Annotated in this window: 23 protein-coding genes; 12 read left to right on the top strand and 11 right to left on the bottom strand. The window is 69.8% G+C overall.

The features are described 5' to 3' along the window. The first annotated feature begins 26 nt into the window (after positions 1–26). From AC6JBM_RS00645 to AC6JBM_RS00615, 7 genes are all read left to right on the top strand, one after another. Complete coding sequence (locus tag AC6JBM_RS00645; RefSeq protein WP_497981655.1) at positions 27–959, top strand: SDR family oxidoreductase; 933 nt, start codon at positions 27–29, stop codon at positions 957–959. Between the two features lie 14 nt (positions 960–973). Then, positions 974–1,405 carry a MaoC family dehydratase N-terminal domain-containing protein gene (locus AC6JBM_RS00640; protein ID WP_497981654.1) on the top strand — a complete coding sequence of 144 codons (432 nt, stop codon included), beginning with the start codon at positions 974–976 and terminating at the stop codon, positions 1,403–1,405. Next, on the top strand, positions 1,402–1,818 hold the full coding sequence (locus AC6JBM_RS00635; RefSeq protein WP_497981653.1) for a MaoC/PaaZ C-terminal domain-containing protein: 417 nt from the start codon (positions 1,402–1,404) through the stop codon (positions 1,816–1,818). The genes AC6JBM_RS00640 and AC6JBM_RS00635 overlap by 4 nt, the downstream gene beginning before the upstream one ends. Then, complete coding sequence (locus tag AC6JBM_RS00630; RefSeq protein WP_497981652.1) at positions 1,815–2,873, top strand: LLM class F420-dependent oxidoreductase; 1,059 nt, start codon at positions 1,815–1,817, stop codon at positions 2,871–2,873. The genes AC6JBM_RS00635 and AC6JBM_RS00630 overlap by 4 nt, the downstream gene beginning before the upstream one ends. A 171-nt stretch (positions 2,874–3,044) precedes the next feature. After that, positions 3,045–4,466, top strand: a complete 1,422-nt coding sequence (locus tag AC6JBM_RS00625; RefSeq protein ID WP_497981651.1) for an OB-fold domain-containing protein — start codon at positions 3,045–3,047, stop codon at positions 4,464–4,466. Continuing rightward, a complete protein-coding gene (locus AC6JBM_RS00620; RefSeq protein WP_497981650.1) occupies positions 4,463–5,656 on the top strand; it encodes an acetyl-CoA acetyltransferase in 1,194 nt (397 codons plus the stop codon). Before AC6JBM_RS00625 ends, AC6JBM_RS00620 begins: the two co-directional genes overlap by 4 nt. Before the next feature lies 1 nt (position 5,657). Beyond that, positions 5,658–6,803, top strand: coding sequence for an acyl-CoA dehydrogenase family protein (locus AC6JBM_RS00615; RefSeq protein WP_497981649.1), 1,146 nt, complete (start codon positions 5,658–5,660; stop codon positions 6,801–6,803). A 769-nt stretch (positions 6,804–7,572) separates the two neighbouring features. On the opposite strand, the gene AC6JBM_RS00610 is transcribed toward AC6JBM_RS00615, so the two are convergent. The 3 genes from AC6JBM_RS00610 to AC6JBM_RS00600 form a co-directional block, all read right to left on the bottom strand. Beyond that, a complete protein-coding gene (locus AC6JBM_RS00610; RefSeq protein WP_497981648.1) occupies positions 7,573–7,803 on the bottom strand; it encodes a hypothetical protein in 231 nt (76 codons plus the stop codon). Between the two features lie 271 nt (positions 7,804–8,074). Continuing rightward, on the bottom strand, positions 8,075–8,764 hold the full coding sequence (locus tag AC6JBM_RS00605; RefSeq protein ID WP_497981647.1) for a GntR family transcriptional regulator: 690 nt from the start codon (positions 8,762–8,764) through the stop codon (positions 8,075–8,077). Between the two features lie 97 nt (positions 8,765–8,861). Further along, a complete protein-coding gene (locus AC6JBM_RS00600) occupies positions 8,862–11,192 on the bottom strand; it encodes an ATP-binding protein (RefSeq protein ID WP_497981646.1) in 2,331 nt (776 codons plus the stop codon). Between the two features lie 129 nt (positions 11,193–11,321). On the opposite strand from AC6JBM_RS00600, the gene AC6JBM_RS00595 reads away from it, so the two are divergent. Next, the gene (locus AC6JBM_RS00595; RefSeq protein WP_497981645.1) at positions 11,322–11,909 is read left to right on the top strand and encodes an SGNH/GDSL hydrolase family protein; all 588 of its coding nucleotides are present in this window, start codon (positions 11,322–11,324) and stop codon (positions 11,907–11,909) included. A gap of 92 nt (positions 11,910–12,001) precedes the next feature. On the opposite strand, the gene AC6JBM_RS00590 is transcribed toward AC6JBM_RS00595, so the two are convergent. From AC6JBM_RS00590 to AC6JBM_RS00565, 6 genes are all read right to left on the bottom strand, one after another. Beyond that, positions 12,002–12,961, bottom strand: coding sequence for an NmrA/HSCARG family protein (locus AC6JBM_RS00590; protein ID WP_497981644.1), 960 nt, complete (start codon positions 12,959–12,961; stop codon positions 12,002–12,004). Positions 12,962–13,239: 278 nt separating this feature from the next. Further along, positions 13,240–14,004, bottom strand: a complete 765-nt coding sequence (locus AC6JBM_RS00585) for a 2-keto-4-pentenoate hydratase (protein ID WP_497981643.1) — start codon at positions 14,002–14,004, stop codon at positions 13,240–13,242. A 292-nt stretch (positions 14,005–14,296) separates the two neighbouring features. Then, positions 14,297–14,830, bottom strand: coding sequence for a flavin reductase family protein (locus AC6JBM_RS00580; protein WP_497981642.1), 534 nt, complete (start codon positions 14,828–14,830; stop codon positions 14,297–14,299). Between the two features lie 11 nt (positions 14,831–14,841). Beyond that, on the bottom strand, positions 14,842–15,582 hold the full coding sequence (locus tag AC6JBM_RS00575; protein ID WP_497981641.1) for an ABC transporter ATP-binding protein: 741 nt from the start codon (positions 15,580–15,582) through the stop codon (positions 14,842–14,844). Continuing rightward, positions 15,579–18,395, bottom strand: coding sequence for an ABC transporter permease subunit (locus AC6JBM_RS00570; RefSeq protein ID WP_497981640.1), 2,817 nt, complete (start codon positions 18,393–18,395; stop codon positions 15,579–15,581). Before AC6JBM_RS00570 ends, AC6JBM_RS00575 begins: the two co-directional genes overlap by 4 nt. Positions 18,396–18,434: 39 nt before the next feature. Next, a complete protein-coding gene (locus AC6JBM_RS00565) occupies positions 18,435–19,697 on the bottom strand; it encodes an ABC transporter substrate-binding protein (RefSeq protein ID WP_497981639.1) in 1,263 nt (420 codons plus the stop codon). Positions 19,698–19,829: 132 nt separating this feature from the next. On the opposite strand from AC6JBM_RS00565, the gene AC6JBM_RS00560 reads away from it, so the two are divergent. Genes AC6JBM_RS00560 through AC6JBM_RS00545 form a run of 4 tightly spaced genes read left to right on the top strand, consistent with a single transcriptional unit; the run spans position 19,830 to position 22,156 of the window. After that, positions 19,830–20,648, top strand: a complete 819-nt coding sequence (locus AC6JBM_RS00560) for a cupin domain-containing protein (protein ID WP_497981638.1) — start codon at positions 19,830–19,832, stop codon at positions 20,646–20,648. Continuing rightward, positions 20,645–20,791: a nitroreductase family protein gene (locus AC6JBM_RS00555; protein WP_497981637.1), complete on the top strand. Its 147-nt coding sequence runs from the start codon at positions 20,645–20,647 to the stop codon at positions 20,789–20,791. The genes AC6JBM_RS00560 and AC6JBM_RS00555 overlap by 4 nt, the downstream gene beginning before the upstream one ends. Before the next feature lie 35 nt (positions 20,792–20,826). Next, positions 20,827–21,075: a nitroreductase family protein gene (locus tag AC6JBM_RS00550; protein ID WP_497981636.1), complete on the top strand. Its 249-nt coding sequence runs from the start codon at positions 20,827–20,829 to the stop codon at positions 21,073–21,075. A gap of 46 nt (positions 21,076–21,121) precedes the next feature. Continuing rightward, positions 21,122–22,156 carry an alpha/beta hydrolase gene (locus AC6JBM_RS00545; protein WP_497981635.1) on the top strand — a complete coding sequence of 345 codons (1,035 nt, stop codon included), beginning with the start codon at positions 21,122–21,124 and terminating at the stop codon, positions 22,154–22,156. A gap of 40 nt (positions 22,157–22,196) precedes the next feature. Here AC6JBM_RS00545 and AC6JBM_RS00540 read toward each other — a convergent pair whose 3' ends face one another. Both AC6JBM_RS00540 and AC6JBM_RS00535 read right to left on the bottom strand, forming a co-directional pair. After that, positions 22,197–23,114 carry an SDR family NAD(P)-dependent oxidoreductase gene (locus AC6JBM_RS00540; protein ID WP_497981634.1) on the bottom strand — a complete coding sequence of 306 codons (918 nt, stop codon included), beginning with the start codon at positions 23,112–23,114 and terminating at the stop codon, positions 22,197–22,199. 31 nt (positions 23,115–23,145) lie between these two features. Continuing rightward, positions 23,146–24,339: an LLM class flavin-dependent oxidoreductase gene (locus tag AC6JBM_RS00535; protein ID WP_497981633.1), complete on the bottom strand. Its 1,194-nt coding sequence runs from the start codon at positions 24,337–24,339 to the stop codon at positions 23,146–23,148. Positions 24,340–24,438: the final 99 nt, after the last annotated feature.

Below are 24,438 nucleotides of genomic sequence, written 5' to 3'. Positions count from 1 at the left end.
CGTCAAACGACCAGCGGAGATAACGCATGTCAACTTTCTCAGGACGGACCGTGCTCGTCACCGGCGGCGGCCGCGGGCTCGGGCGGGAGCACGCCCTGCTGTTTGCCCGGCTAGGCGCCAACGTCGTCGTCAACGACAACGGATCGGGATCGGACGGCTCGGCGGCAGACCAGACGCCGGCGGACGAGGTGGTCGCCGAGATCGAGGCGACCGGCGGCCGCGCGGTCGCACACACCGGCAGCGTCTCGGACTGGGACAGCGCGGCGGCGATGGTCGAGCTCGCGGTCGAGACGTTCGGCGGCCTCGACGTCCTCGTCAACAACGCCGGCATCCTGCGCGATCGGTTCACCGTCAACATGTCCGAGGCCGAGTGGGACTCGGTCATGGACGTGCACCTCAAGGGACACTTCTGCCCGCTGCGGCACGCCTCGGCGTACTGGCGGGAGCAGGCGAAGCTCGGGGAGCCCGTGAATGCCGCCGTGGTGAACACGTCGTCCCCGTCGGGCCTGCGCGGCAACCCGGGGCAGCTCAACTACGCGGCGGCGAAGGCCGGGATCGCGGCGATGACGCAGGTCGCGTCGCGGGAGCTCGAGCGCTACGGCGTCCGCGTCAACGCCATCGCCCCGGTGGCGCGCACGCGGCTCACCCTCGCCTCGCCCGAGTTCGCGACGAAGCTGGCGGTCGCCGACGGCGAGTTCGACCCGTGGGACCCGGCCAACATCTCCCCGCTGGTCGCCTGGCTGGCCGCCCCGGACTGCCAGGTCTCAGGCCAGGTGTTCGTGGTGGTCGGGGGGCACATCGGCTGGCAGCAGAGCTGGACCGAGGCCGAGGCGTTCGACAAGGACGAGCGCTGGACCGTCGACGAGATCCATGAGGCCCTGAAGCACCTGCCCGCCGGCGCCCCGGAGTTCGTCTCGTCGCTGCAGGCCAAGGAACAGCGGGACGCGGCGAGCCGATGACCCTGCGGGATGCCTTGATCGCCACTGAGCTCGCCGCGTTCTCGGTCGTCGTCGAGCGCAGCCAGCTCCAGTTCTTCGCCGCCGCGATCGGCGAGGACGGCGGCGTGTACGTCGACTTGGACCGTGCGCGCGCGATGGACTACCCGGATCTCTTGGTGCCGCCGACGTTCCTCTTCAGCCTCGAGCTGAAGCGTCCCGACCCCTACGCGGCGCTGCGGGCGGCCGGCGCGCAGCTCTCCCAGATCCTGCACGCCGAGCAGGCCTTCGAGTACCACCAATTGGCGTTCGCCGGCGACGAGCTGTCCTTCGCCCCGCGGATCACCGACTACTACGAGAAGAAGGGCGGCACGTTGGCGTTCCTCACCCGGACCACGACCGTGACGCGCCACGGCGAGCCGGTGGCCGAGCTGGTCAACCTGGCGGCCATCCGGAGGTCGGTCCCATGAGCACCACCGGCACCCCCTCGGCCGGCGCCCCCACGTCCGGCACCCGGATCGGACCCCTGGCGCTGCCGCCCATCAGCCGCACGACGCTGGCGCTCTTCGCGGGTGCGTCCCACGACCACAACCCGATCCACATCGACATCGACGCGGCGCGGCGCTCGGGCTTCGACGACGTGATCGCGCACGGCATGCTCTCAATGGCGTACCTGGGCCGGCTGCTCACCGGCTGGTGCCCGCAGGCACGGCTGCTGAGCTGGCGTGTTCGCTTCACGGAGATGACCCCGGTGCTCGCGACCCCGACCTGCGAAGGAGTGGTGACGGCGGTCTCCGACGGCATCGCCGAGGTCGACCTGGTCGTGCGGCTGGAGGACGGGAGCGTGACGTTGTCCGGATCCGCCCGCGTGCGGATCTCATGAGCACCGACGCTGCCGCCCGTCCTCCGCGGTCGCTCGAGCTGGGCCTCGGCCTCGGGTACTGGGGTGCCGCGCAGCCGCCCGGCCAGGCTCGGCTCGTCGAACTCGCCGAGGACCTCGGCTACAACTCCCTGTGGACCGGTGAGGCCTGGGGCTCGGACGCGTTGACACCGCTGGCCTGGCTCGGCAGCCGGACGCGTCGGCTACGGCTCGGTACGGCGATCCTCCAGATGGCCGCGCGGACCCCCACGGCGACGGCGATGGCGGCGATGACGCTCGACCACCTCACCGAGGGCCGGTTCGTGCTCGGCATCGGAGCCTCGGGGCCGCAGGTCGTGGAGGGCTGGTACGGCCAGCCCTACCTGCGCCCGCTCGAGCGCACCAGGGAGTACGTGGAGATCGTCCGCCAGGCGCTGCGTCGCGATGTCGTCCGGTTCGAGGGCCGGCACTACCAATTGCCGGCCCCGAACGGCACCGGACTGGGGAAGCCGCTGCGTTCCACGATCCACCCCCGCCGGCCCGAGCTCCCCGTCCTGCTCGCGGCCGAGGGACCGAAGAACGTGGCGCTCGCGGCAGAGATCGCCGACGGCTGGCTGCCGCTCTTCTACTCCCCGTACGACGACGCCCAGCACCGCGCGAGCCTGACCGACGGATTCGCCCGTCCGGGCGCGCGAGCGACCGCCGAGACGTTCGAGGTCGTCTGCCCGGTCGACGTCGTCGTGGACGAGGACGTCGAGCACGCGGCCGACGCCGTGCGGCCGCGGCTCGCGCTCTACATCGGCGGCATGGGGCCCAAGGAGCAGAACTTCCACTACAACGTCTTCGCCAGACTCGGTTTCGAGGCTGACTGCGAGCGGATCCAGGAGCTGTACCTGGGCGGCCGCAAGGACGAGGCGGCCGCGGCCGTTCCGCTCGCCATGGTGGAGCGGGTCGCCCTGGTCGGTCCAGCCGCGAAGCTGGCCGACGAGGCCTCGGCCTGGCGCGACTCCCTCGTCACCACGCTCGTGGTCCGGGGCGGCGCGAACGCAGTCCGGGCAGCGGCCGATGCGTTCCTGTAGTCGACGCAACCGCAATAGTCGTTAACTTGGCGCATCACCGCACGGGCGTCGTTCACGGTCACGAGCAGTACTGTCCAGGCAGACGGAACGCCGTCATTGAGAGCCAGATCAGGTTGATATACGTTCACTGACAGGCCCCGGCCCGCTCGCTCTTTCTCATCGGAGGGTTCCATGACCGGCTCGATCGGCGTGTCCGACTACGGCGTCTACGTTCCGTACTGGCGGCTCGAGCACGCGGCCATCGGCGTCGCCACCGGCAACCGCGCCGGCAAGGGAATGCGCGCCGTGGCCGGCTACGACGAGGACACCACCACCCTGGCCGTGGAGGCCAGCCGGCGGGCGCTCTCGGCCACGGCCCGCTCGACGCCGCTGAGCAGCGTCGTGCTGGCGACCTCGGCCCCGGTCTACGCCGACAAGACCAACGCCGGCGCGGTGCACGCTGCGCTCGGGCTGGACCAGTCCGTCCGCGTCGCGGACTCCTGCGGCGGCGTCCGGTCCGGAGTGGCGGCCCTGTTGACGGCGATGCACCAGCCCGGTGCGAACCTCGTCGCCCTGTCCGACCTCCGCACCGGGCCGACCGGCAGCCTCGACGAGGCGACGGGCGGGGATGCCGCGGCGGCGTTCGTCCTCGGCGGTTCGGACCGCCCACTGGTGGCCGAGCTCCTCGGCTCCGGGTCTGCGAGTCGCGAGTTTCTCGATCGCTGGCGCGAGCCCGGCGCTCCGTGGAGCTCCACGTGGGAGGAGCGCTTCGGTGAGGACATCTACCTGGAGCTCGGAGCGGCGGCGTTCGAGGACGCCCTGAAGAGCGCCGGTGTGGCGGTCGACGAGATCACCCTCTTTGCCACCACCGGCCTGTCGCGCCGGGCCGCTGGCAAGCTCCCCGACCGGCTGGGCATCCCCGTCGACAGGCGTCACGACGGCCTGGTCTCCACCATCGGCAACGCCGGGACCGCGCACTGCGGGGTCCTGCTCGGCGCGCTGTTCGACGCCGCGAAGCCCGGTGACGTGGTGGCGCTCGCCGTCCTCGCCGACGGAGCGGACACCTTGGTGTTCCGGATGACGGACGCGCACCGGCCCTCCGGCGCGGTCGCCACCGAGATCGCCCGTGGGGCCGGACGCGTGGGGTACGTCGACTTCCTCAGCTGGCGCGGTCTGATCGAGCGCCAGCAGCCGCGCCGGCCGGACCCGGACCGGGCCGTGCCCCCGGCGACGAACCGCCAGCTCGAGTGGAAGTTCTCCTTCAGCGGGAGCGAGTGCGAGGCCTGCGGCACCAGGCATCTGCCGCCCCAGCGGGTCTGCCTGCGATGTGGGACGCAGGACCGCATGCAGCTGCGGTCGCTGGCCGACACCCGGGCGACGATCGCCACGTTCACGGTCGACCACCTCGCCTTCTCACTCGCGCCGCCCCTCATCGCGGCGGCCCTCGACTTCGACGGCGGCGGAAGGTATCTCTGCGAGCTCACCGATATCGACGCGTCGGCGATCGCCGTCGGCCAGCGGGTCGAGATGACGTTCCGCCGGATGTCGACGACCTCCGGGATCCACAACTACTTCTGGAAAGCCCGTCCCGTCGCTGAAGGAGCCGTCTCGTGACCTCGCATGGCATCAAGGATCGCGTCGCGATCGTCGGAATGGGCTGCACCCGGTTCGGCGAGCGGTGGGAGTCGTCGACCGCCGACCTGGTGGTCGAGGCTGCCGCCGAAGCCTTCGACACCTCCGGCATCGACAAGGACGCCGTCGACGCCTACTGGCTCGGCACCATGAACGGCGGCTTCTCGGGCATGGTGCTGTCGAGCGCGCTCAAGACCGACTACAAGCCGGTCACCCGGGTGGAGAACTTCTGCGCCACCGGGTCGGAGGCCTTCCGCAACGCCTGCTACGCGGTCGCCTCGGGCGCGTACGACATCGTGATGGCGCTCGGCGTGGAGAAGCTCAAGGACTCGGGGTACTCCGGCCTCACGCGCGCCAATCCGCCCTCGGACGGCACCAGCACCACGGTCACCGCGCCGGCCCGGTTCTCGCTGCTGGCACCGGCGTACTCGGCGAAGTACGGCGTCAGCCGCGGCGACTTCAAGGCCGCCATGACACACGTCGCCTGGAAGAACCACCTCAACGGGGCCCGCAACCCGCGGGCACAGTTCCAGTCCGAGGTGCCGGAGGCCAAGATCGCCTCTGCTCCGCAGATCGCCGGAGATCTCGGGGTGTTCGACTGCTCCGGCGTCAGCGACGGTGCCGCAGCGGCGCTCATCGTGCGAGCCGAGGACGCGTTGAAGTACACAGACAAGCCGCTCTACGTGAAGGCGCTCTCCTTCGTCGCCGGCCCGGGCACCGGGCCGATCGACCCCAGCTACGACTACACGAGCTTCGAGGAGGTCGTGCGATCGGCCACGGACGCGTACTCCCAGGCGGGCGTCACCGACCCGGCCACTGAGCTCATGATGGCGGAGGTGCACGACTGCTTCACCCCCACCGAGCTGGTCCTCATGGAGGACCTCGGGTTCTCCCGGCGCGGGGAGTCCTGGAAGGACGCGATGGCTGACCGGTTCGCGCTGGATGGCGAGCTCCCCGTCAACCCGGACGGCGGCCTGAAGAGCTTCGGCCATCCGATCGGTGCCTCCGGGCTGCGCATGCTCTTCGAGTGCTGGCTCCAGCTGCGCGAGGAGGCTCCGGCGGAGCGGCAGATCAAGCCCAAGGGCCGCCGCTACGGCCTGACCCACAACCTCGGTGGCGCGCCGGGCGACTGCGTCTCCTTTGTGGCCATCGTCGGAAGCGGGCTCGGCTGACATGCGCCGCCTGATCTACGACGACGACCACGAGCAGTTCCGCCTGGTCGTCCGCCGCTTCATCGAGAACGAGGTCGTTCCTCAGTACGGCGAGTGGGAGAGCGCCGGAGCTCCGCCGCGGTCGTTCTACCGGCGTCTGGGCGAGCTGGGCATCCTGGGCATCCGAGTTCCCGAGGCATACGGCGGCGCGGGCGTGCGCGACCTCAAGTACAGCGCGGTGATCTCCGAGGAGGCCGGCCGCTTCGGGGTCACCCTCGGCGCGCTGCGCATCCACACCGACCTGGTGCTGCCCTACCTGCTGCAGCTGGCCACCGAGGAGCAGAAGCAGCGCTGGCTCCCGCGCTACACCACCGGCGAGTGCATGGCCGCGATCGCCATCACCGAGCCCGGCGCCGGGTCGGACGTGGCGGCCATCCGGACCACCGCGCGGCTCGAGGGCGACCACTACGTGCTCAACGGCGCGAAGACCTTCATCACCGGCGGCTTCAACGCCGGCCTGGTTCTCGTCGTCTGCCGGACCTCGCCGGCGCCCGAGAACGACCGCCGCCGTGGGCTCTCGATCCTGCTCGTCGACGCCGCGGCGCCGGGGTTCAGCGTGGGACGCCGGATCCGGAAGATCGGCCTGCACGGGCAGGACACCGTCGAGCTGAGCTTCGCCGACGTCCAGGTGCCGCAGGCAGAGCTGCTGGGCGAGGAGGGCCATGCCTGGGAGTACCTGACTCGCAACCTGGCCAAGGAGCGCCTGTCGATCGCGCTGGGCTGCTACGCGGCCGCGGCGGGCGCGGTCGAGATGACGAAGGCCTACGTCGCCGGGCGGGAGGTCTTCGGGCAGCGCCTGGACAGCTTCCAGAACACGAAGTTCGTCCTCGCCGAATGCCGCACGCAGGTGCTCGCCGCGCAGGCGCTTATCGACACGTGCCTCACCCTCGACCAGACCGACGAACTCACCCCTGCCGACGCCGCGGTCGCCAAGCTGTTCTGCTCCGAGGTCCAGGGGACGGTCGTCGACAAGTGCCTGCAGCTGCACGGTGGGTACGGGTACACCCAGGAGTACCCGATCTCGAGGCTGTACGCCGACGCGCGTGTGACCCGCATCTACGGCGGCACCAGCGAGGTCATGAAATCGGTGATCAGCAAGGAGCTGTGATAGCCCGGCTCCTGCCTAGGCTGGCGACCGTCCCGCGTCCGACCGGTCCGGTCGCCAGCACAGCGCCAGGAGGAGGCTCCGCGCCCGCGGTTCCGGCCAGCCGGTCCGGTCAGGAGCCCGGGCCGGCGCGGGTCCTCGATCCCGATGAGCCGGTCGAACGAGATCCTGCCCGGGCCGGTCCCCGCGAGGCCCATTCCCGCAGCCGCGAGCACCATGACGTATTCGTAGCCCTCGCCCGGGCGGAAGACGAAGAACCCGTTCCTCGCGTGGTTGATCACCCACGCGACGACGATCGCGCCGACGACGCCCGCGCCGGCGACCGGCGTGAACAGGCCCCAACAGGAGCAGCAGGCACGATCTGATCTCCACCGCGCTCGCGACGACGGCGTCCGACCGGTTCGAGGTCCGGAAGAGCAGGACGCACACGACGGCCGCGACGGCGAGCGGCGCCGACCATGAAGGTGTCGCCGACCGAGGCGCCGAAAGCGCTGCTGTACGCGGTCCGCACGGCCTGGTGGAGGTCGGCCAGGACGGGGATCTCCCCGTGCCCGGGATCGGACCGGGGCGATCCTGCGGACGCAGCGCCGCCAGCGCGTCGCCGAAGTGCGTCCAGGTGCGCTCGGCGAGCACGGCTCCCGTGGCACAGACCCCGATCGCGCCGCCCATCGAGCGGAAGAGACCGACGGGCTGCTCCTGATGCAGGGGCCCTGTCCGAGGAAGTCACGAAGGACGGCCGGACGTTCACGCGATCACTAGCCCCCGACCGCCGCTACGTGTGGGCGATCCCTTCGTGCTGCCGGGCCGGGCGCACATGTTCGTCGGGCACGTCGGTCACGTGATGACGACCGACGCGGTGCTCGACCAGGACGGCGACCCGGTGCCGGAAGGACTGCTCGATGCGCTGGTCGCCACCATGCAGGCCGACAGCATGGCGCGGATGCTCGTGGAGAAGACGGAGCACCCCGAGGCCGGAGCGACGTGCCTGGGTCCCCTCCCCCACCGCAGCCACCCTGCACTACCGCCAGGTCGACGTCTGGGCTCGCCAGGCCGATCCGCGACTGCGCGAACCGGTCGACCTCGCCGACCTGCTTACCATGCCCGTGCTCGAGGACGTCCGTTCGCTGGGCGAGGACGACATCGAGCCGGTCCGGCCTTCCGGGCGGTCCACGAGCTCGTCTTCACCGGAAGGGTGCAGGCCTCCGGCTACACCGAGCCGGTCCTGCACCGGTGGCGGAGCCAGGTGAAGGCGGCCGAGCAGTCCGGCACGAGACCTAGATGAGCGACCGCAGGCTCGGGGTGAGCTGCGCCAACGCGCTCTCCGCCTCCTGGGCAAAGGCGTCGAGCAGCTGCTCCATTATCCGGAGGATGTGCCCCGAGATCCGGTCCGCGGCGGTCGCGCCGTCGCCGGTCTTCAGGGCCCGCGCGATACCCAGGTGTTCCTTCGCGTCCGGCCTGAAGTCCCGCTGGACGTGGACGTCGCGCTGCCGCAGCACCTGGGTGAGCACGATCGCATCCTCCACCGCGCGGTGCAGCAGGCCGTTGGCGGTGGCGGCCGCGATGGCCAGGTGGAAGGCGGTGTCGGCCTCCCGGAAGGCCTCGTGGTCGCCACTGGCCTGGGCGGACTCCCGGGCGAACTCCTCGATCTCGGCCTTCTGCTCGCGGGTGGCGCGCTCCGCCGCGAGGCGAACGGCTGCCGCCTCGAGGCCGGCCCGCATCTCGAACGCGTCACGGATGATCTGAGCAGTCGGCACGACGACGCGGAGGCCGCGGCCGGTGCTCTCGACCAGCCCGATGTGCCGCAGCTGCAGGAGCGCCTCGCGCACGGGGGTCTTGCTGACCTGCAGGTCCTTGGAGAGCATCGCCTCGCTGACCGAGCTACCCGGCGGAAGGCTCGCGTCGACCAGGCGGCGGCGGATCGCCGCGAAGACGAGGTCAGTGAGGTTGTCCGGCCGCTCGATCATCGACGCCTACTTTCTGCGGGTCCATGGGTGATGCGCGATACAGCATATGTCAGCGGAGCCGACCAGCCGGTCAGCGCCGGACGTGCGAGGCGGCCCGTCAATCCTGGATCAGGCGGAGCCGATCGGTCACCCAGGCAGCCACTTGCGCACGGCTTCCGAAGGCGAGCTTCTGGAGTATATGAGCCATATGGGCGTCCACGGTCCGCGGTGAGATGGCGAGCCGGCCAGCGATCTGGCGGTTCCCGAGCCCGTGGGCGACCTGCCGGGCGACCTGCCACTCTCGCCGGGTCAGGGGCCGGATGACCTCGTCCAGGTCTTCCTCCGTCGTCGCGGTCTCCGACGAGCCCTGGGCGAAGGCCAGGGCCTGCGCGGACGACAGCTTCGCGCCCGCCGCCATAGCGCGGCTGACGTCGCCCTCGGACAGGCGGTCGTGGAGATTGTCGAGCGTCTCGTCGCGCAGCCTTCGCAGCGCGTCGACGCTCGCGATCGATGCCCCGCTCCGCCGCCATGCGGTCTGCGCGCACCCGGCGAGCTTGGCTGCTCGTCGCGGGTCGTCAGCGACGCTGAACCGAGCCAGCATCTCCAGGCACACTGCTTGGGAGACGTGTTCCTCGTCCTGCACCTTGAGCACGAAGCCTTCGAGCACCATGGCCTCCGCAGACTCGGGTTCGCCGGCATCCCATAGGACCATGCCCAGGTGCAGCAGTGCACTCGAGTGGAAGGTGCGCTCGGCGTGCTGCCCGGTGAGGAGCAGGCATTCCTCGAGGAGTGCCTGGGCCGACGCCAGCTCGCCGCACAGCCACTGCGTGAAGCCATAGCTCAGCAGGACGTGCGCCCGCCCGAGGAGGTCGTCACACGAGTCGATCAGCCGCAGGGCCTCGGACAGCGGTCCCTGCGCCAGGTGCGCGTCGGTCTCGCCGAGCTGGATCAGCCCTTCCACGAGGAGGAGGTGGGCCAGGTCCGCGGGCGCGGGTTCCGGCCCCACCTCGGCACGCGCCTCGCAGAGAAGTCGCGGGACGTCATCGCGGTCACCGAGGTAGAAGCAGAAGTAGGCGAGCCAGCACAGGGCGGTGGCGCGGCCCGGGGTCCCTGGCTCGGACTCCTCCACCCCTCGTCTGAGCCAATGACGGCCCTCTGACGACAGGCCGACCGCGGTCCAGTGCGAGTAGAGGTCGGAGGCGATGCGCATCGCCAGCTCGGCACTGCGACCGTCGAGCGCGAACCGCAGCGCCGTGGCGACGTTCTGGTGCTCGGCGCGCAGCCTGAGCAACCACTCTCGCTGACCGGGCCCGAACCAGCTCCGGCGATAGTCGGCGGCGAGACGCGAGCACCATGCCACGAGCCGGTCTCGGGCGGCATCGGCGTCACCCGAGTCGAGGAGACGCTCGTGCCCGAACTCTCGTATGGCGCCCAGCATCCGGTACCTGGCTTCACGGTCTCCGTCGTCATCACGGGACAGGACTGACTTCTCGACCAGCTCGGTGAGCAGGTCGATGACGTCGTCCACCGGTATGTCGCCACCCGCGCAGACCGACTCGACGGCGGAGACGACGAAGCTGCTGGGGAACACCGAGAGTCGCGCCCAGAGCCGCTGCTCAGCCTCGGAGCACAGGTCGTAGCTCCACTTGATCGAGGCGAGCAGGGTCTGGTGGCGTGCCGACGCGCTTCGGTCGCCCGTGGTCAAGAACCGGAGCCGAGAGCTCAACCGGGCGCTGATCTGTGCGACCGGGAGTGCCCGCACCCGGTCCGCGGCGAGCTCGATCGCCAGCGGGATCCCGTCAAGCCGCTGGACGATCTCGGCGATGTGCGGCGCGTTCGAGTCGGTCATCACGAATCCCGGGACGCGTGCAGCCGCCCGGTCGAGGAACAGCGCGACGCCATCATACGGCGCCAGGTCTGCTGCTTGGGGGACCACCTCTCGCGGCGGGACGGGAAGCGGCGCGACGGCATAGGTGTGCTCGCCAGCGACCTTCAACGCCTCCCGACTCGTGGTGAGCACGTGCACGCCCGGAGCACGGGCGAGAATCCGCCCGACCAGGAGAGCGCACGCCACGATGAGGTGCTCGCAGCTGTCCAGCACCAGTAGCAGGTGCTGGTCCGCGAGCCGCTCGGCCAAGGCGTCCTCGGTCCAGCCGGAGCGCTCGTCGCGAAGACCCAGCGCCTGGGCGACAGCATGCGGCACGAGCTCGGCGCTCTGCACCTCGGTGAGCTCGACGAGCACCACTCCGTCGGGAAAGGCACGCAGCGCCTGGTGGGCGATGCGCACCGCCAGGCGTGTCTTGCCCACTCCCCCTGGCCCGGTCAGCGTCACGAGCCGCGAGGCGGAGAGGAGATCCCTGGCCTGCCCCAGCTCATGCCGACGACCCACGAAGGTCGTGGCCTCAGCGGGCAAGGAGTCACCGTGGATTCGGTGGGCGGATTGACCCATCGTTCGGATCATAGCCCGACATACCTAGGTCGGTGAGTAGGTAGATCTGCGCATGGCAGGGCACTCCCGGCTGGTGATGCTGAGGCGAGCCGGGTGCGACGCACGGCATGATACCAGGGGGTTTCGACCATGACCGAGTTGAGCCAGGAGCCGCCGCGCCGAGCCATCGCCGCGCCCCGGCGGCGATCGAGCACGGGCGCGGACCGCTGCTACGTGCGCTTCGCCGTCCTCGGCGACCGCGCCGGCGCGCTCGCGCCCTGGCGGGACGGCTGGCCGCTGCTCCTGGCCGACCTGGTGGCCGCGCGTCACGACATCTCCTGGTGTGACGCGTCGGCGGCACGCGCGACCGCCTACGACGTCCGACGGGTACAGCTGCGCGTGGCGGTCGCGCACCGTCCGCACCTCGTCGTCCTGGACGTCGGGCACGGGTGGTCGGCGCGGCGCCATCGAGACGTCGAGGACTTCCGCACCCACCTGACCCACTGCGTCCGGGTGCTGAGCGCGCGGGGCGCAGTGCTGGTGACGGCCCGATCCCACCGCGGGCCGCTGGGCCACGCCCGGAGGCAGCAGCTCGACACCGTCTACGAGGGGCTGGCCCGAGACTTCGGAACCATCCACCTCGACCTCGCGACCGGTGCAGCCGGGGTAATGGACCAGTTCGCCGAGGCCGCGAGCGCCCGAGGCCTGGAGCTCGGGCGGGTCAGGGACCTTCGATGACCGGCAGCACACCCTAGAAAGGGCGTACCGCCGGCGGCCGTCGTGGAGGCGTCCACCTCACGTGGAGAGGGGGGCGGCTGAGCGGCCTGAGCTCACGGCGTGCCGACACCCCGCGCCCACTCCTCGAACGTCGACGGCTCGACGCCGAGGGACCGGAGGTGCTCAGGCTTGGCCGGGTAGCCCACGTCCCGGATCCACTCGAACGACTGCACGATGGGCGGGACCTGGCCCTTGGCCAGCGCCTCTTGCGCCGTCATCGGGAGCTCGGGCGGCAAGATCCGGGTGCCCCAGGCTCGCGACAGCACCTCGGCGATCTCCTCCAGGGTGAGGACGTCACCGGCGAGGTCGAGCTCGACGCCGTTGAACCGGTCGGGATCCGCGATCGCCGCCGCCGCCGCGCGGCCGATGTCCTCCACCGCGATCAGCGCGCACGTCGTGTCGGGGTTCACCGGCGCGACGAGCCGGTCCCCGATTCGATCCTCGAAGTAGACCGAGGGCCGGATGAACATCTCCATGAACATCGAGGGAAGCAGGATCGTCCAGGCCCGGAAGCCGGCCTGGCGCACGAGCTCGTTGACGTCGTCCTTGCTGATCCAGTAGTCGCTGATCGGCGGCACGGCCTCGTGGTAGGAGCGGTGCCAGCGGCCCTCCTCCCAGCCCGGCGCCTCGAGGTGCCGGCCGACGCCGGAGACCGAGGTCTGGACGAAGTGGGGAACTCCCGCGGCAACAGCCGCCCCGACCAGGTTGCGGGCATGGGTGCGCTCGGCGTCGGCCTGAGGATCCGTCATGTCGGGACGCAGCACCGAGAAGACCGCCCGCACCCCGGTGCACGGCTCCGCCAGCGACGCGGCGTCGTACAGGTCACCGACCACCAGGTCAGCTCCAAGGCGGGCCAGCGCCTTCGCCGGCTCGGAGTCGGGGTCGCGCACGAGAGCCCGGACTCCGATCCCGTCCCGGAGCAGGGAACGTGCGGCGGCCCCGCCCTGCTTGCCGGTCGCTCCGATCACCAGGGCGGGGCGGTCGTCGGCTGTCTCGGGTCGTACGTCGTTCATCGGTACCTCCGTGGATGGGGCGAGATCGACGGCTGTGACGGCTCGGCCGTTACCGTTCCCGAGCTCGCGTGCGCGCTGACGAGCACCTCGCCGCGCGGGTGCCGCACCGACCTCACGACGGGTCCGCGGGTGGGTGACCGAGACGCGCCGTCGGTCTGCGTGCTCCTGGCACCAGGCTGCCAAGGAAGGCGCGGGCGGTCGAGGGAGGCGTTCAGCGGACCGGACCGGCCCTGCGCCTCGACGGGCCGCCCGGACGAGCCGGTGTCGCGCGATCGACGTTAGGCCGTCACGATGCGGACACCCGACTCCGGCGCCGAGGCATGGGCGTCGAGGACCGGTCGCCAGTCGTCGTCGGTGATGCCCAGCGCGGACCGGAGCCACGCACACGTCGCTCGCCGGACGAGGTCGACGCGCAGCTGGCCCAGTCCGCTCAGCTCCACCAGCACGTGGTCGCCCGGCTGGACGGACACCATAGGTCCCATCGCGCCGGACAGGACGATGTCACCGGCCCGCAACGGCGCTCCGAGGTCCAGCGCGGTCCCCGCCAGCCACGCCAACGCCGCGAGGGGGTCGCCGAGGCACTGGGACCCGTCGCCGGTCGAGACGACCGAGCCATTGAGCGCCATGCTCATCACGACCTCGCGCGGCTCCAGCCCGGAGAGGGGAAGCGCGGTCCGGCCGAGGACGAACAGGCCGCTGGACGCGTTGTCCGCGATGGTGTCGGTGATGGTGATGTCCCAGCGCTCGATCCGGCTGTCCACGATCTCCAGCGCCGCGGCGGCGTTGTCGATGCTGGACCTGATTGAATCGCTGCCGACCGCCGGGTCGAGCACGTCCTCGGACAGCACGAACGCGATCTCGGCCTCCGCCTTGGGCTGCAGCAGGCGCGCCAGGTCGACCGGGCGATCGGAGGCGCACCACATGTCGTCCAGGATGACACCGAAATCGGGCTGGTCGACGCCGAGCTGAGCCTGGACGGCCGGCGAGGTGAGCCCGATCTTGCGTCCCACGATGTGGCGGCGCGCCTCCAGGCGACGAGCCACGTTGACCGACTGCACCGCATAGGCGGTCCGCACGTCGGTGGGACCGATCAGGTCTCGGACGGGCGGCAGGCGGCGAGGGACTCCTGCGCCGTGACGAGCCGGTCGGCTGCCTGTCGCACCGCGTCCGGCGCAACAGCCCGGACCCGCGCGCTGGAAGTGGCGATACTCTCGGAAGTGAGCGTGCTCCTGACTTGCGGTCGTGGTCACCGTCCGCCGTCCACCCTCCACCGGAACGGGCGATCGGGCCATCGCCCGGTTCCGGCGGGCTGAACGGATCTGGGGCGCGGCCGACTCAGGTGATGTCGGCCTCGCCGAGCGGGCTCAAGGTGACGAAGGCGCTCTGGTGGAACACCAGCGGCGCCACGTCGTACGACAGGCTCACGGCCCGGATCCGGAGCAGGACCATGCTGTGGTCACCGGCCGGCGTCTCGCTCTCGGGAACGCAGTCGAACCGCGACACCGAATCGGCGAGGAAGACGGCACCCCCTTCGGTGACGTTGCCGAGGTCGATGCCCGTGAACCGGTTGCCCTCGCGCGCAGCCAGCTGTCGAGCCTCGAGCTGCTGGTTGGCGGCGAGCACGCTGACGCCCAACGACGGGAGCTCACGCAGCACTGCCCAGGTCCGCGAGGTGTTCTGGACCGCGACGCCGATCAGCGGGGGGTCGAGCGAGACCGGGATGAAGGCGCTGATGGCCATGCCGACGGTCTCCCCGTCCGGTGTCGTGCCACACAGCGCCACCACGCCGCTCGGGAACGTGCCGAAGGTCCGCCGCAGCACCTCCGGCGTCGGATGGGTGTCGTTGAAGTACGGAGTGTCCCTGGTCATCTCAGTCGTCCTCACACCAGTCCCTCGGCGATCGCGGAGTCGATGCTCGACTTCTCGCCGAGATAGCTCGCCTCGAGCAGCTCCGCGTCGCGGCGAAGTTCCTCTACCGTGCCCTCGGCGACCACGGAGCCGTGCGCCATTACGTAGCCGCGGTCCGCGACGGACAGGGCGGCGAGGATGTGTTGCTCGACGAGGAGCACGCCCATGCCCTTTTCGTCGGCGATGCTCCGCACGATCGGGAGCAGCCGTTCGACGATGATCGGGGCCAGACCCAGACTCATCTCGTCGAGGAGAATGACTTTTGGGTCGGCGATCAGAGCTCCGGCGAGAGCCAGCATCTGCTGCTCACCGCCGGACAGCAGCGCCGCGCGCCTATCCATCAAGTTCTCTAGCACGGGGAAGTGGCCGAGAACCTCCTCAAGAGAGACCGTCGAGCGGCGGTGCCAGCGCAGGCGGAGGTTATCCGCCACGGTGAGGCGGTAGAAGAGCCCCCGGCCCTCGGGCACAAGCGCGAGGCCGCGGCGTGCTACGACGTAGGACGCCGCGGGCGTCGCCATGCCGCAGACGTCGACGGTTCCGCCCAGCTTCGGGAGGGCACCGGCGATCGTCAGCATGCTGGTCGTCTTGCCGGCTCCGTTAGCCCCGAGGAGACACACGACCTCGCCGGCCTCGACCCTCAGATCGAGGTCACGGACGACGGGCAGCTTTCCGTAGCCGCACGTGAGTCCTCGGGTCTCGATGAGTGCGGTCACGATCCGACCTCCTCTTTGTCGATCCCGACCTCAGTCGCGATGTCGACGGTTTCGAACGACTGGCTTCCCAGGTAGGACTCGAGGACACGTGGGTCGTTGCGCACCTCGTCAGGAGTGCCGTGGGCGATCTGCTTGCCAAACTCGATGACGTACACGCGGTCGCAGACGCTCATCACCAGGTGCATGTCGTGGTCGATGAGTAGACAGGCCATCCCTGTCGCGGCTATCCGACGTAGTTGGTCACCAAAGACTCGGCTTTCCTCGCTGTCCAGTCCCGCAGCTGGCTCGTCGAGCAGCAGCACTTGCGGCCGCATCGCCAGGGCGCGGGCCATGCCGACTGCCTTCTGCCGGCCGAGGGGCAGTTCCGACGGCCTGCGGTCCGCGACGTCGGTCAGCGACATCAGCGCCAGCGCCTGATCTACTTCGGCGGCCGGAGGAGAGGTGGGGCGGAGGGTGTCGCGCAGCATGCCCAGGGCCTCGTTGCCCGTCTCCTGCGCGACCCGGACGTTATCGGCGACGGTCAGGTCTTCGAACAGCTCGCCAGCCTGCCAGGTCCTGACCAAGCCACGGCGTGCGCGTTCATGCGCGGGGCGGCCATCAAGCCGCTCCCCAGCGAGAGCCACCTCCCCGGAACTGCGAGTGAAACCAGTCAGGGCATCGACCAAGCTTGTCTTGCCAGCGCCGTTCGGGCCGATCAGGCCGACAATCTCCCCGGCCCGCACGTCGACCTGAACGTCGGATACGGCGACGACGCCGCCATACCGGACCGTGATGTCGCGAGCAGAAAGGATCACGTCGCCAACCTGCCGCGCGGCCGCGGACTCGGCAGCGTCGGATCGCACATTCGTCCCAAGGACGAACTTGGCATGCTCCTTGCTCGGCCGGAATCGGGTACGCAACTTTTCGTAGTCTTCGCGGGTCTTGCCCGCGACGCCGACGGGGTTGAACAGGACCGTCAGTAGCAGCGAGAAACCGGAGATAAGTAGGTAGTACTTGCCGACGTGCAGGTTCTGGTCCACGAACACATAAACAATGCCAAGGGTCGCACCGAGCCCGCCGACTACGGCACCCGCTACGCTGGTAATGCCGGTCATGTAGGCTATAGCGAGGAATCCCAGTCCGACGAACACGCCGAAGGAATCGGCAGACAGCTGACCCCGGCTGTAGCCGATGAGCGCGCCGGCGAGTCCGGCCAGGAACGAGGATGCTGCGAACGCCGCCAGTTTGACACGAGGGACGTTGATGCCGACGGCCGCGGCAGCGCGCTCGTTCGAGCGAATCGCGAGCATCGTGCGGCCGGTGCCCCCGCGCAAGAGGTTCCCCACGCAGACAAAGGCGAGCACGACGATGACAAGCACCATGATGCCGAAGGGCAGACGCGCGACACTCTCGCCGCCGCGCACCGACAGGTCCCATCCGAAGATTGACGGGTCGGGGATGAAGTTGCCAGTAGCGGAGACGAGCTGCGGGTTGTTGATGACGAAGTCTTGGAGCGTTAGAGCCGCCGCCAGGGTGACTACGGCGAGCTGAGCGCCGCGAATGCGCAGCGCCGGGATCCCGACAAGGACGCCCGCCACGGCGGCGAGCGTCGCTGCGATGAGGAGCGAGAACGGGAAGGGCACCGAGTCACCGAACTTGGACAATGCGATGCCGGCAACGCCAGCGAAGGCCGCCTGGGCCAGCGAGATCTGGCCGAGCATGCCGGTCAGCAGCACAAGGGAAAGCATGATCAGCGACACGGCCAGGCTAGTGATGAGGCCGAACCGATAGGTACCGGACGTGAGCAGTAGGCCGAGCACGCCGAGAATGAACCAGATCGCCACTGTGCGGGGTCGGTTGCGCGGGAGCGTCACAGTCGGCAAGGCCGTCCGGACATCGTCCCCGCGTGTGGGGATCGAGCGCCCGAGCGCGAAGAGCGCCACGACGATTACGACGAACGGAACCACGTTGGTGAGCCCTTGCTTCGCCCAGTCCGGCCACCATTCCATGTTGTTGGATAGGTAGAGGAGCTCGGCCTGGGCCACACCGAGCGCCATGGCACCTAACAGGCCCAGCGGGAGCGAGCTCATTCGGGCGAGGAGAGCACCGGCCAGTGCCGGGACCACGAGAAGCGGCATGGTCTGCGGTGACAGTGTCCCGGTGGCGGGGCCGGCAAGCACCAGGATGAAGGCCGTGAACATCGACGACACGGTCCAGGTGACCAGGCCGGTCGCTGACGGCGACAATCGGGCGAATCCGGCCGCGCGCTCGTCTTCCGCGGAGGCCTGGATCGCCAGCCCCATTCGGGACTTCTTGAACCACACGGCGAGCGCCGCTGACAGCACCACGGTGATGCCGATCAGCCACAGGCGGTCCTCGGCGAGGTTGACCCCGGCGAACTCCACCACTCCCTGAGGGAGGGACACGCCTCTGAGCCGGGGCTTGGTGTCGTACTTGAGCCCGACGGCGGCTTGGAGCGTTAGCAGGATCCCGACCGCCGCGACCACCTTCGCCAGCGGCGGCGCCTTCCGCATCGGCCTCGAGACCGTCAGCTCGACGAGCGCCCCCAGCACACCGGCCGTGGCCACCGCGATGGCCACGGCCAGCGAGGTGGGTGTCTCCCCCACCTCGAACGAGGGCAGCCATGGGACCGGCAGCGTGAGTCTCCCGTGCCGCAGCTCCTCGTAGACGTACATAGGCACCGCAGCCATCGCAGCCGCGGCGAAGTTGATCATTCCCGTGCCCTGATAGGTCAAAACGATCCCGAGGGTCAGGGCGGCGAATACCGCCCCGGCCCCCAGGCCGAGCACGAGGAACAAGAGGATCTGGTCCACTACGCACCTCTCAGTTGGTCACTCGACATGACGGCACCGCTACGGCAGGACCGCGGAGATGTCGACGGGCTGGCCGGACAGCGGCACGAGGAGCCCGCCGTCGTTCGGCTCGGCGTTGATGCCACCGGTGCCGCAGGCGGTCGTGCCGGGCCACGAGGGCTTCGAGCAGTCCCAGCCGTTGGTGCGGAACGGCTGGCGATCACCCTTCGAGGTGGCCAGACCCCGGTGGACCGCCTCGGCCGTCAAGGGATCGGCCTTCTCGGCCAAGTCGGTGAGCGCCCGCGCCGCGACGAGCGCGACATAGAAGCCGTTCTGACGCTGGCTGATGCTGCTGGTCTTGCCGATGCCCGACTTGGCGTAGGTGTTGAAGGCGTCGATGTCGGGCTGCACGTCCTTCGGGATTTCCGGGAACTCCGGCAGGTAGTACGGAGAGTTGAAGATCGTCTTCTTGAGCACGGACGCGTCGAGCTGCGGGATGATCTCGACGTTCGACCCCGCGGTGAAGTAGCCCCTGAACCCGGCGGTCCGGAAGGCCGGCAGAGCTGCCAGCGCGTCGGCGGCGATGTAGCCGGCGATGGCGTCCGGCTTCCAGGCGAGTACCGTGGCCGCCTGCACCGTCCAGTCGGACTGGGCGGGCACGTAGAACACCTTGGCCTGAAGGCCCAGCTTCTTGCCGGCGGGCTCGATGACCTTGTCGTACGTCTCGTGGCTGGCCGGGTTGTCGACCATCAGTACGGCGATCTTCTCGGCGTGGAGCTTCTGCAGCTGGACGAGGTTGCCTGCGTAGCCCTCCTGGGCGGAGTACTCGAAGAAGAAGGCGTCGCCCACGGCGGAGTTCATGCCGGGGGTCAGCGGGAAGCTGCCGAGCTCGGCGAGCCCGGCGGACTTGAGCACGGGGAGCATGGCGTCGGCACCGAAGTCGGCGCCCTGCACGGCCAGCACGGCCTTCTTCTCGACGAACCGGTTGGCGCAGTTGACCGACGCCTCCGGACTACCGTCGGTCTTGCAGTCGATCGCCTCGAGCGGGTGGCCGTTGATGCCCCCCAGGCGCTCGTTGACGTACTTCACGCCGGCCTCGAAGCCGATACGGACGTCGGGGAGCGAGATGGAGCCGCCCTCGAGATTGTGGAAGCCGACCGTGACCGGGGACTTCGACTCGTCCGCCGACGTTCCCGTCGGCAGCGCGGCCGAGGACTTCGAGTCGGTCGCGACGGGCTTGTCCGCCGAGTCGCTTCCACAAGCAGAGCTCACAGCGAGCAGGGCGGCGAGAACGACTCCCGCCGCGAACTTGGATGTCCTCACTGTGTCACCTTTCGGATCAGTAGACGGTCGCCCGCCTGTCCCGGCTGCGCGTGCGATTCACGTCACAGTGCCGTAGGGCACCGTACGGTACATGAGATATCGTACGTTGCACCAGAGCCTGACGGAGGAACCTTGAAGACACTTCGTGTTGGCAGTGACGGTCAGGGGCTCCCCCGGCTGGAGTCGCTGGCCCTCCCGTTCCTCGCCCAGGGGCCGAGCGCCACACCTGCCGATCAGGAGCGGGCACCCCAGCCGGACATGGCCGCGGCGGTCCGGCGGGTGCGCGCCGTGAGCGGCCCCGCGGGGACGCTAGAGGTGGTCGATGGCCCTAGCCCGCGGCGGCTCCTCGTGCTGGTCTCGGGATCGCTCGTGGTGAGCGTCCCCGAAATGCGAGCCCGGCTCGGCGCCGGCGACGTGCTCTTCCTGGACGCGCCCGAGCCGCTCGGGGCACCGGCACGGGTGATGGCGGAAACGCCGTGCTCCTACCTCGATGTGGAGGTCGAGCCGGAGTGGCTGCCCGTCGGCACCGTGCCGCCCGCCCTCGATGAGGGGCGGCGATCGGCCTGGACCGCCCCGCGAGTCCTGCGGATGACCTCCGACGGCGAGCGAGCGCACCTGGCGCCGTTCAACGAGCTCTTCGCGGAACCGCCTGCGCCCTCCCAGGACGTCGACGCGCTGACGTTCGTGTCTCTGTCGCCGTCCCTGCGCTCCGGCTGGCACACCGAGCCCGCGGTGAGCCTGGTCGTCGTGTTGGCCGGCGGCTTCGAGCTCGAGGTGGGCGGCTACGGCGGCCGCCGGACCCTGCGAGCCGGCGACGTCTGCCTCGTCGAGGACTTCGAGGGGCAGGGCCACAAGAGCTCGATGGACGGCGAGACCCGGTTCGCCGCCCTGAGACTTCCTCGGAACCATCGCTGGAGCCGGGACCCAGCCAGTGGAGAGTCCCCCGCATGAACGAGGAGTTCGACCTCTTCGAGGCGATGGAGACCTGTCGCTCAATCCGCCGGCTCAGCCCGGATCCCCTGCTGGACGCCCACATCGAGCGGCTCATCCACTACGCCACGCGCGCGCCGAGTGCGGGCAACCGCCAACTGTAGAAGTTCCTCGTCGTCACGGCGCTCGAGGACCGGCGGTGGTTCCGCTACCCGCGGCGCGCGGCCTCGGCCTCGGCGCGGCCATGACCACGGACCACCTCGAGAACGAACCCGCCGTCCGGGAGCACTTCGGCATCCCGTCGAACTTCGAAATCGGCGCGACCATCCCGGTCGGCTACCCGGTGGGCCGCTACGGCCCGCGGTCCCGGAACCCCGTCGTACCGACGATGTTCCGGGACCGCTTCGGGATGGCGTGGCTGGCGACGCGAACGGCCTGTGAGATATGAGATCTGGTATGGAATATATGGTCTACGTTGCCTATCATCGGCGTCCATGGAGTTGGTAACCGATCCGCGGCTTCGCGAGATCATCGAGCAGATCCGGCCTCACGTCGAAGCGAACCCGGCTCCGGCCGTCCGGCAGCCCCCGAGCAACCCGGCCGAACGCGACGCGTGGTTCGCCGACGTCACCCAGGAGCGGCAACGGCAGCAGGACCAGACCGTGCAGATGAGCGGCGGCGGTGCACCCGCCCCGGACGGGGTCGAGGTCACCGACGTCCGCATCCCCGTCACCGGGACCTGCGGCTGGGCGGGCTGCGGCCCGTGCACGGCGGGCGCGATCGACGCGATCGTCTACCGTCCCCTCGGCGCCCACGACGCGCCAGCCCAGCTCAACTTCCACGGCGGTGGCTTCTGGATCGGCGGCGGACTCGAGATGCTGCGACTCAGCGCCCCGGTGCTCGGCGCGCGCGCCCTCAAGCTCGGCGTGGTGGTCGTCGACGTGGACTACCGGATGGCCCCGACCCACAAGTTCCCGGTCCCGGTCGAGGACTGCTACGCGGCGCTGACCTGGGTCGCCGCGAACGCCGGTCAGCTCAGCGCGGACACGAGCAGGATCGCGGTCGGCGGCAGCAGCGCGGGCGGGACCCTCGCCGCCGCGGTCGCGTTGATGACACGCGACCGCGAGGGCCCGGCCCTGTCCGCGCTGGTGCTGCACATCCCGGTCACCGACAGCAGCTGCAACACCGCCTCGATGCGTCAGCTCGCCGAGGGCTACACGATGACCCGCCAACACGCGCTGGAGATGTGGGACATGTACCTGGCCACCCCGGCCGACGCCCACCACCCGTACGCCTCCCCGGCGCACGCCGCGACCCTCCGCGGCTTGCCGCCGGCCCTGTTCGTGCTCGGCGACTACGACGTCCTGCGCGACGAGGGCCAGGCTTTCGCCCAGCGGCTGGTCGACGACGGGGTCACCGTGACCGTGCGGCGCCTGCCGCAGACCCACGGCGCCCTGCTGCCGGAGAACTGGCCGGAGACCGAGCGGCTCGTCCGTCAGCACCTCCGCGCCAACCTGCTGGGTCCCTGACCAGGCACGGGTGCCGCGACGCGGCGAGCACCCTCGGTGGTCAGAGCGAGGCGCCGCCGTCGCTGCCGACGACCTCCCCCACCATGGCGCTCGCCGCGTCGGAGGCCAGGAACGCCACCACGTTCGCGGTCTCCTCGTGCAGCAGGTAACGGCCCAGCTGGTTGCGGATCATGGCGTAGAACCACATGTCGTTGAAGGCCGGGATCTTCGCCTTGGTCCGCACCATCGAGCCCGGGTTCACCCCGTTCACCCGAATGCCGTGCTGGATCGCCTCCGCCGCCAGGAACTTGGTGAACGACGCGAGCCAGCTCTTGCCCGTGCCGTAGAGGAGGTTCCGCGGCGCGGTCGGCGTGTTCGCGGAGGCGCTCCCGATGTTGATGATATGGCCGCGCCCCTGCGGGATCATGTAGTCGAGCACGGCGCGGCTGGCGTACATCGGTCCGGCCATGGTGCCGCGCAGCGACCTGTCGATGTCCTCGCGGCTGGCGATGCTGAAGTCGACGACGGCGACGTCGACCGCGCTGTTGACCAGCACGTCGATCCCGCCCAGCAGGTCGTCGCACTCCGCCATCCACCGCTGGATGTCGTCCCAGTCGGTGGCGTTCCCGTACACCCCGAAGGCGCGGGTTCCCCACTTCTCGGACACGCTCGCGGCGACACCGTGCGGGTCGGGCCCGACGTAGTTCGGCATGCTGCCGCTGACGTCGGCCGAGTCGACCTCGATGTCCACCAAGGCGACGTCCGCGCCGAGCCCGGCGAAGCGGTTGGCACAGGCCTGGCCCAACCCCTTGCCGCCACCGCCGGTGATCACCACCTTGCGTCCGCGCATGTCGAGCAGATCGGTCACCCTGCTCTCGATCGAGCCGAACGGCATCCGCCGCTCGTCCCACAGCATATCCAGGCTGTCGCCCGCCTCGACCGCTCGGGCGTAGAGCGTCTTGAAGTAGTCGCTGGTCATCGGCGTGTCGACCTCCGTGCAGGCGCCTGGTTCACAAACCCAGCCGGGTCGGCTCTTCGGTCCCGCCGAACGCCACGTGCGCCTCGCCATCGACCGCCCCGCGCATGTTGTCCGCCAGCGGGGTCTCCAGCTCGTGGAGCCGCGGCAGAACCTCCTTGGCGAACAGCCGCAGCGAACGCTCGGCCTGCTCGATCGGCATCGCGCCGAACCGGACGTTGAGGACGAACTCGTCGGCGCTGGTCTTGGCCTGGATCTCCTTGAGCTTCTCGAAGACCTGGTCCGGTGTGCCGTAGGCCTGCGGCCGCGCACTCTTCTCGGCCAGCGTCTCCTGGTCGGTGATGGCGTTGCTCAGCTTGGCGTACTGCTCGTACCCCTTGGTGTTCTTGAACCGCTCCGGGTCGTCGAACTGGTAGTGGTGCTTGCTGCTCTCCCCGGCCTCAAGGGAGTGCACCCTCATCGCCTTCCACGCCTCCTCCTCGGTCTCCGCGCACACCATCCGGATCACCACCGTGGGCTGGGTCGGCTCGAGACCGTTGCCCGCCCTGATGCTGTTGAACGCGGCGACGTCGCCGGCGTAGTCGTCCCAGCTCTTCTGGTTGGTCATCAGCATGCCGAGCCCGGCGTTGGCGGCGATCGGAAGCGTCTCGGGACTGGTCCAGGCGATCCGCATCCGGTCCATCAGGCGCTGCGGGTTGCGGAAGGACGGACGGATGGTGGTCTCCGGGATGGTGAAGTGCTCGCCCTCGTGCGAGAACCACTCGCTGGACATCGCCTTGCGGAGGATCTCCAGGGTCTCGTTGAAGCGGCTGCGCGCCTCACTCATGGGCACGCGGAACGCGTCGAACTCCCGGATCGCGGCACCCCGGCCCATGCCGAGCGTGAGCTGGCGGCCCTGCAGCAGGTTGTCCAGCGCACTGATCTGGTCGGCGACCACGAGCGGGTCGTACCAGGGCAGCACCACGATCATCGTGCCGAAGTCGATGTTGCTGGTCCGGCCGGCCATGAAGGTCAGGTGCTGCAGCGCGCCGCCGGTCATGACGTACGGCGTGAAGTGGTGGTCGATCGCCCAGTACGAGTCGAAGCCGAGCGGCTCGACGAGTTCGGCCAGCGCGATCTCCTCGTCGTAGATCTGCTGGTCGGTGACCTTCGGCGGGCCGGGCGCCTTCGCGAGGAAGCGGTCCCAGTCGTCGTAGTTCTGAAAGTTGAGGTGAACGCCGATCTTCACAGTCTCGCCTCCAGCGTCGTCCAAAGGCGCGCCCCAGTGCCGCAACCCGTGAGCCCGGCGGACGCCCGGTGCTCGGAGTCAAGCACCAGCCGGGACGCG

Source organism: Dactylosporangium thailandense, from assembly GCF_059739745.1.
Note: the sequence above shows the minus strand (reverse complement) of the source record. Positions and strands in the feature narration are given on the sequence as shown.

Bases quoted from the DNA above. Each gene is read 5' to 3' on its own strand.
- AC6JBM_RS00645 (WP_497981655.1), top strand. From the start codon at position 27: ATGTCAACTTTCTCAGGACGGACCGTGCTCGTCACCGGCGGCGGCCGC.
- AC6JBM_RS00635 (WP_497981653.1), top strand. From the start codon at position 1,402: ATGAGCACCACCGGCACCCCCTCGGCCGGCGCCCCCACGTCCGGCACC.
- AC6JBM_RS00630 (WP_497981652.1), top strand. From the start codon at position 1,815: ATGAGCACCGACGCTGCCGCCCGTCCTCCGCGGTCGCTCGAGCTGGGC.
- AC6JBM_RS00625 (WP_497981651.1), top strand. From the start codon at position 3,045: ATGACCGGCTCGATCGGCGTGTCCGACTACGGCGTCTACGTTCCGTAC.
- AC6JBM_RS00615 (WP_497981649.1), top strand. From the start codon at position 5,658: ATGCGCCGCCTGATCTACGACGACGACCACGAGCAGTTCCGCCTGGTC.
- AC6JBM_RS00605 (WP_497981647.1), bottom strand. From the start codon at position 8,764: ATGATCGAGCGGCCGGACAACCTCACTGACCTCGTCTTCGCGGCGATC.
- AC6JBM_RS00600 (WP_497981646.1), bottom strand. From the start codon at position 11,192: ATGGGTCAATCCGCCCACCGAATCCACGGTGACTCCTTGCCCGCTGAG.
- AC6JBM_RS00595 (WP_497981645.1), top strand. From the start codon at position 11,322: ATGACCGAGTTGAGCCAGGAGCCGCCGCGCCGAGCCATCGCCGCGCCC.
- AC6JBM_RS00590 (WP_497981644.1), bottom strand. From the start codon at position 12,961: ATGAACGACGTACGACCCGAGACAGCCGACGACCGCCCCGCCCTGGTG.
- AC6JBM_RS00580 (WP_497981642.1), bottom strand. From the start codon at position 14,830: ATGACCAGGGACACTCCGTACTTCAACGACACCCATCCGACGCCGGAG.
- AC6JBM_RS00555 (WP_497981637.1), top strand. From the start codon at position 20,645: ATGAACGAGGAGTTCGACCTCTTCGAGGCGATGGAGACCTGTCGCTCA.
- AC6JBM_RS00545 (WP_497981635.1), top strand. From the start codon at position 21,122: ATGGAGTTGGTAACCGATCCGCGGCTTCGCGAGATCATCGAGCAGATC.
- AC6JBM_RS00540 (WP_497981634.1), bottom strand. From the start codon at position 23,114: ATGACCAGCGACTACTTCAAGACGCTCTACGCCCGAGCGGTCGAGGCG.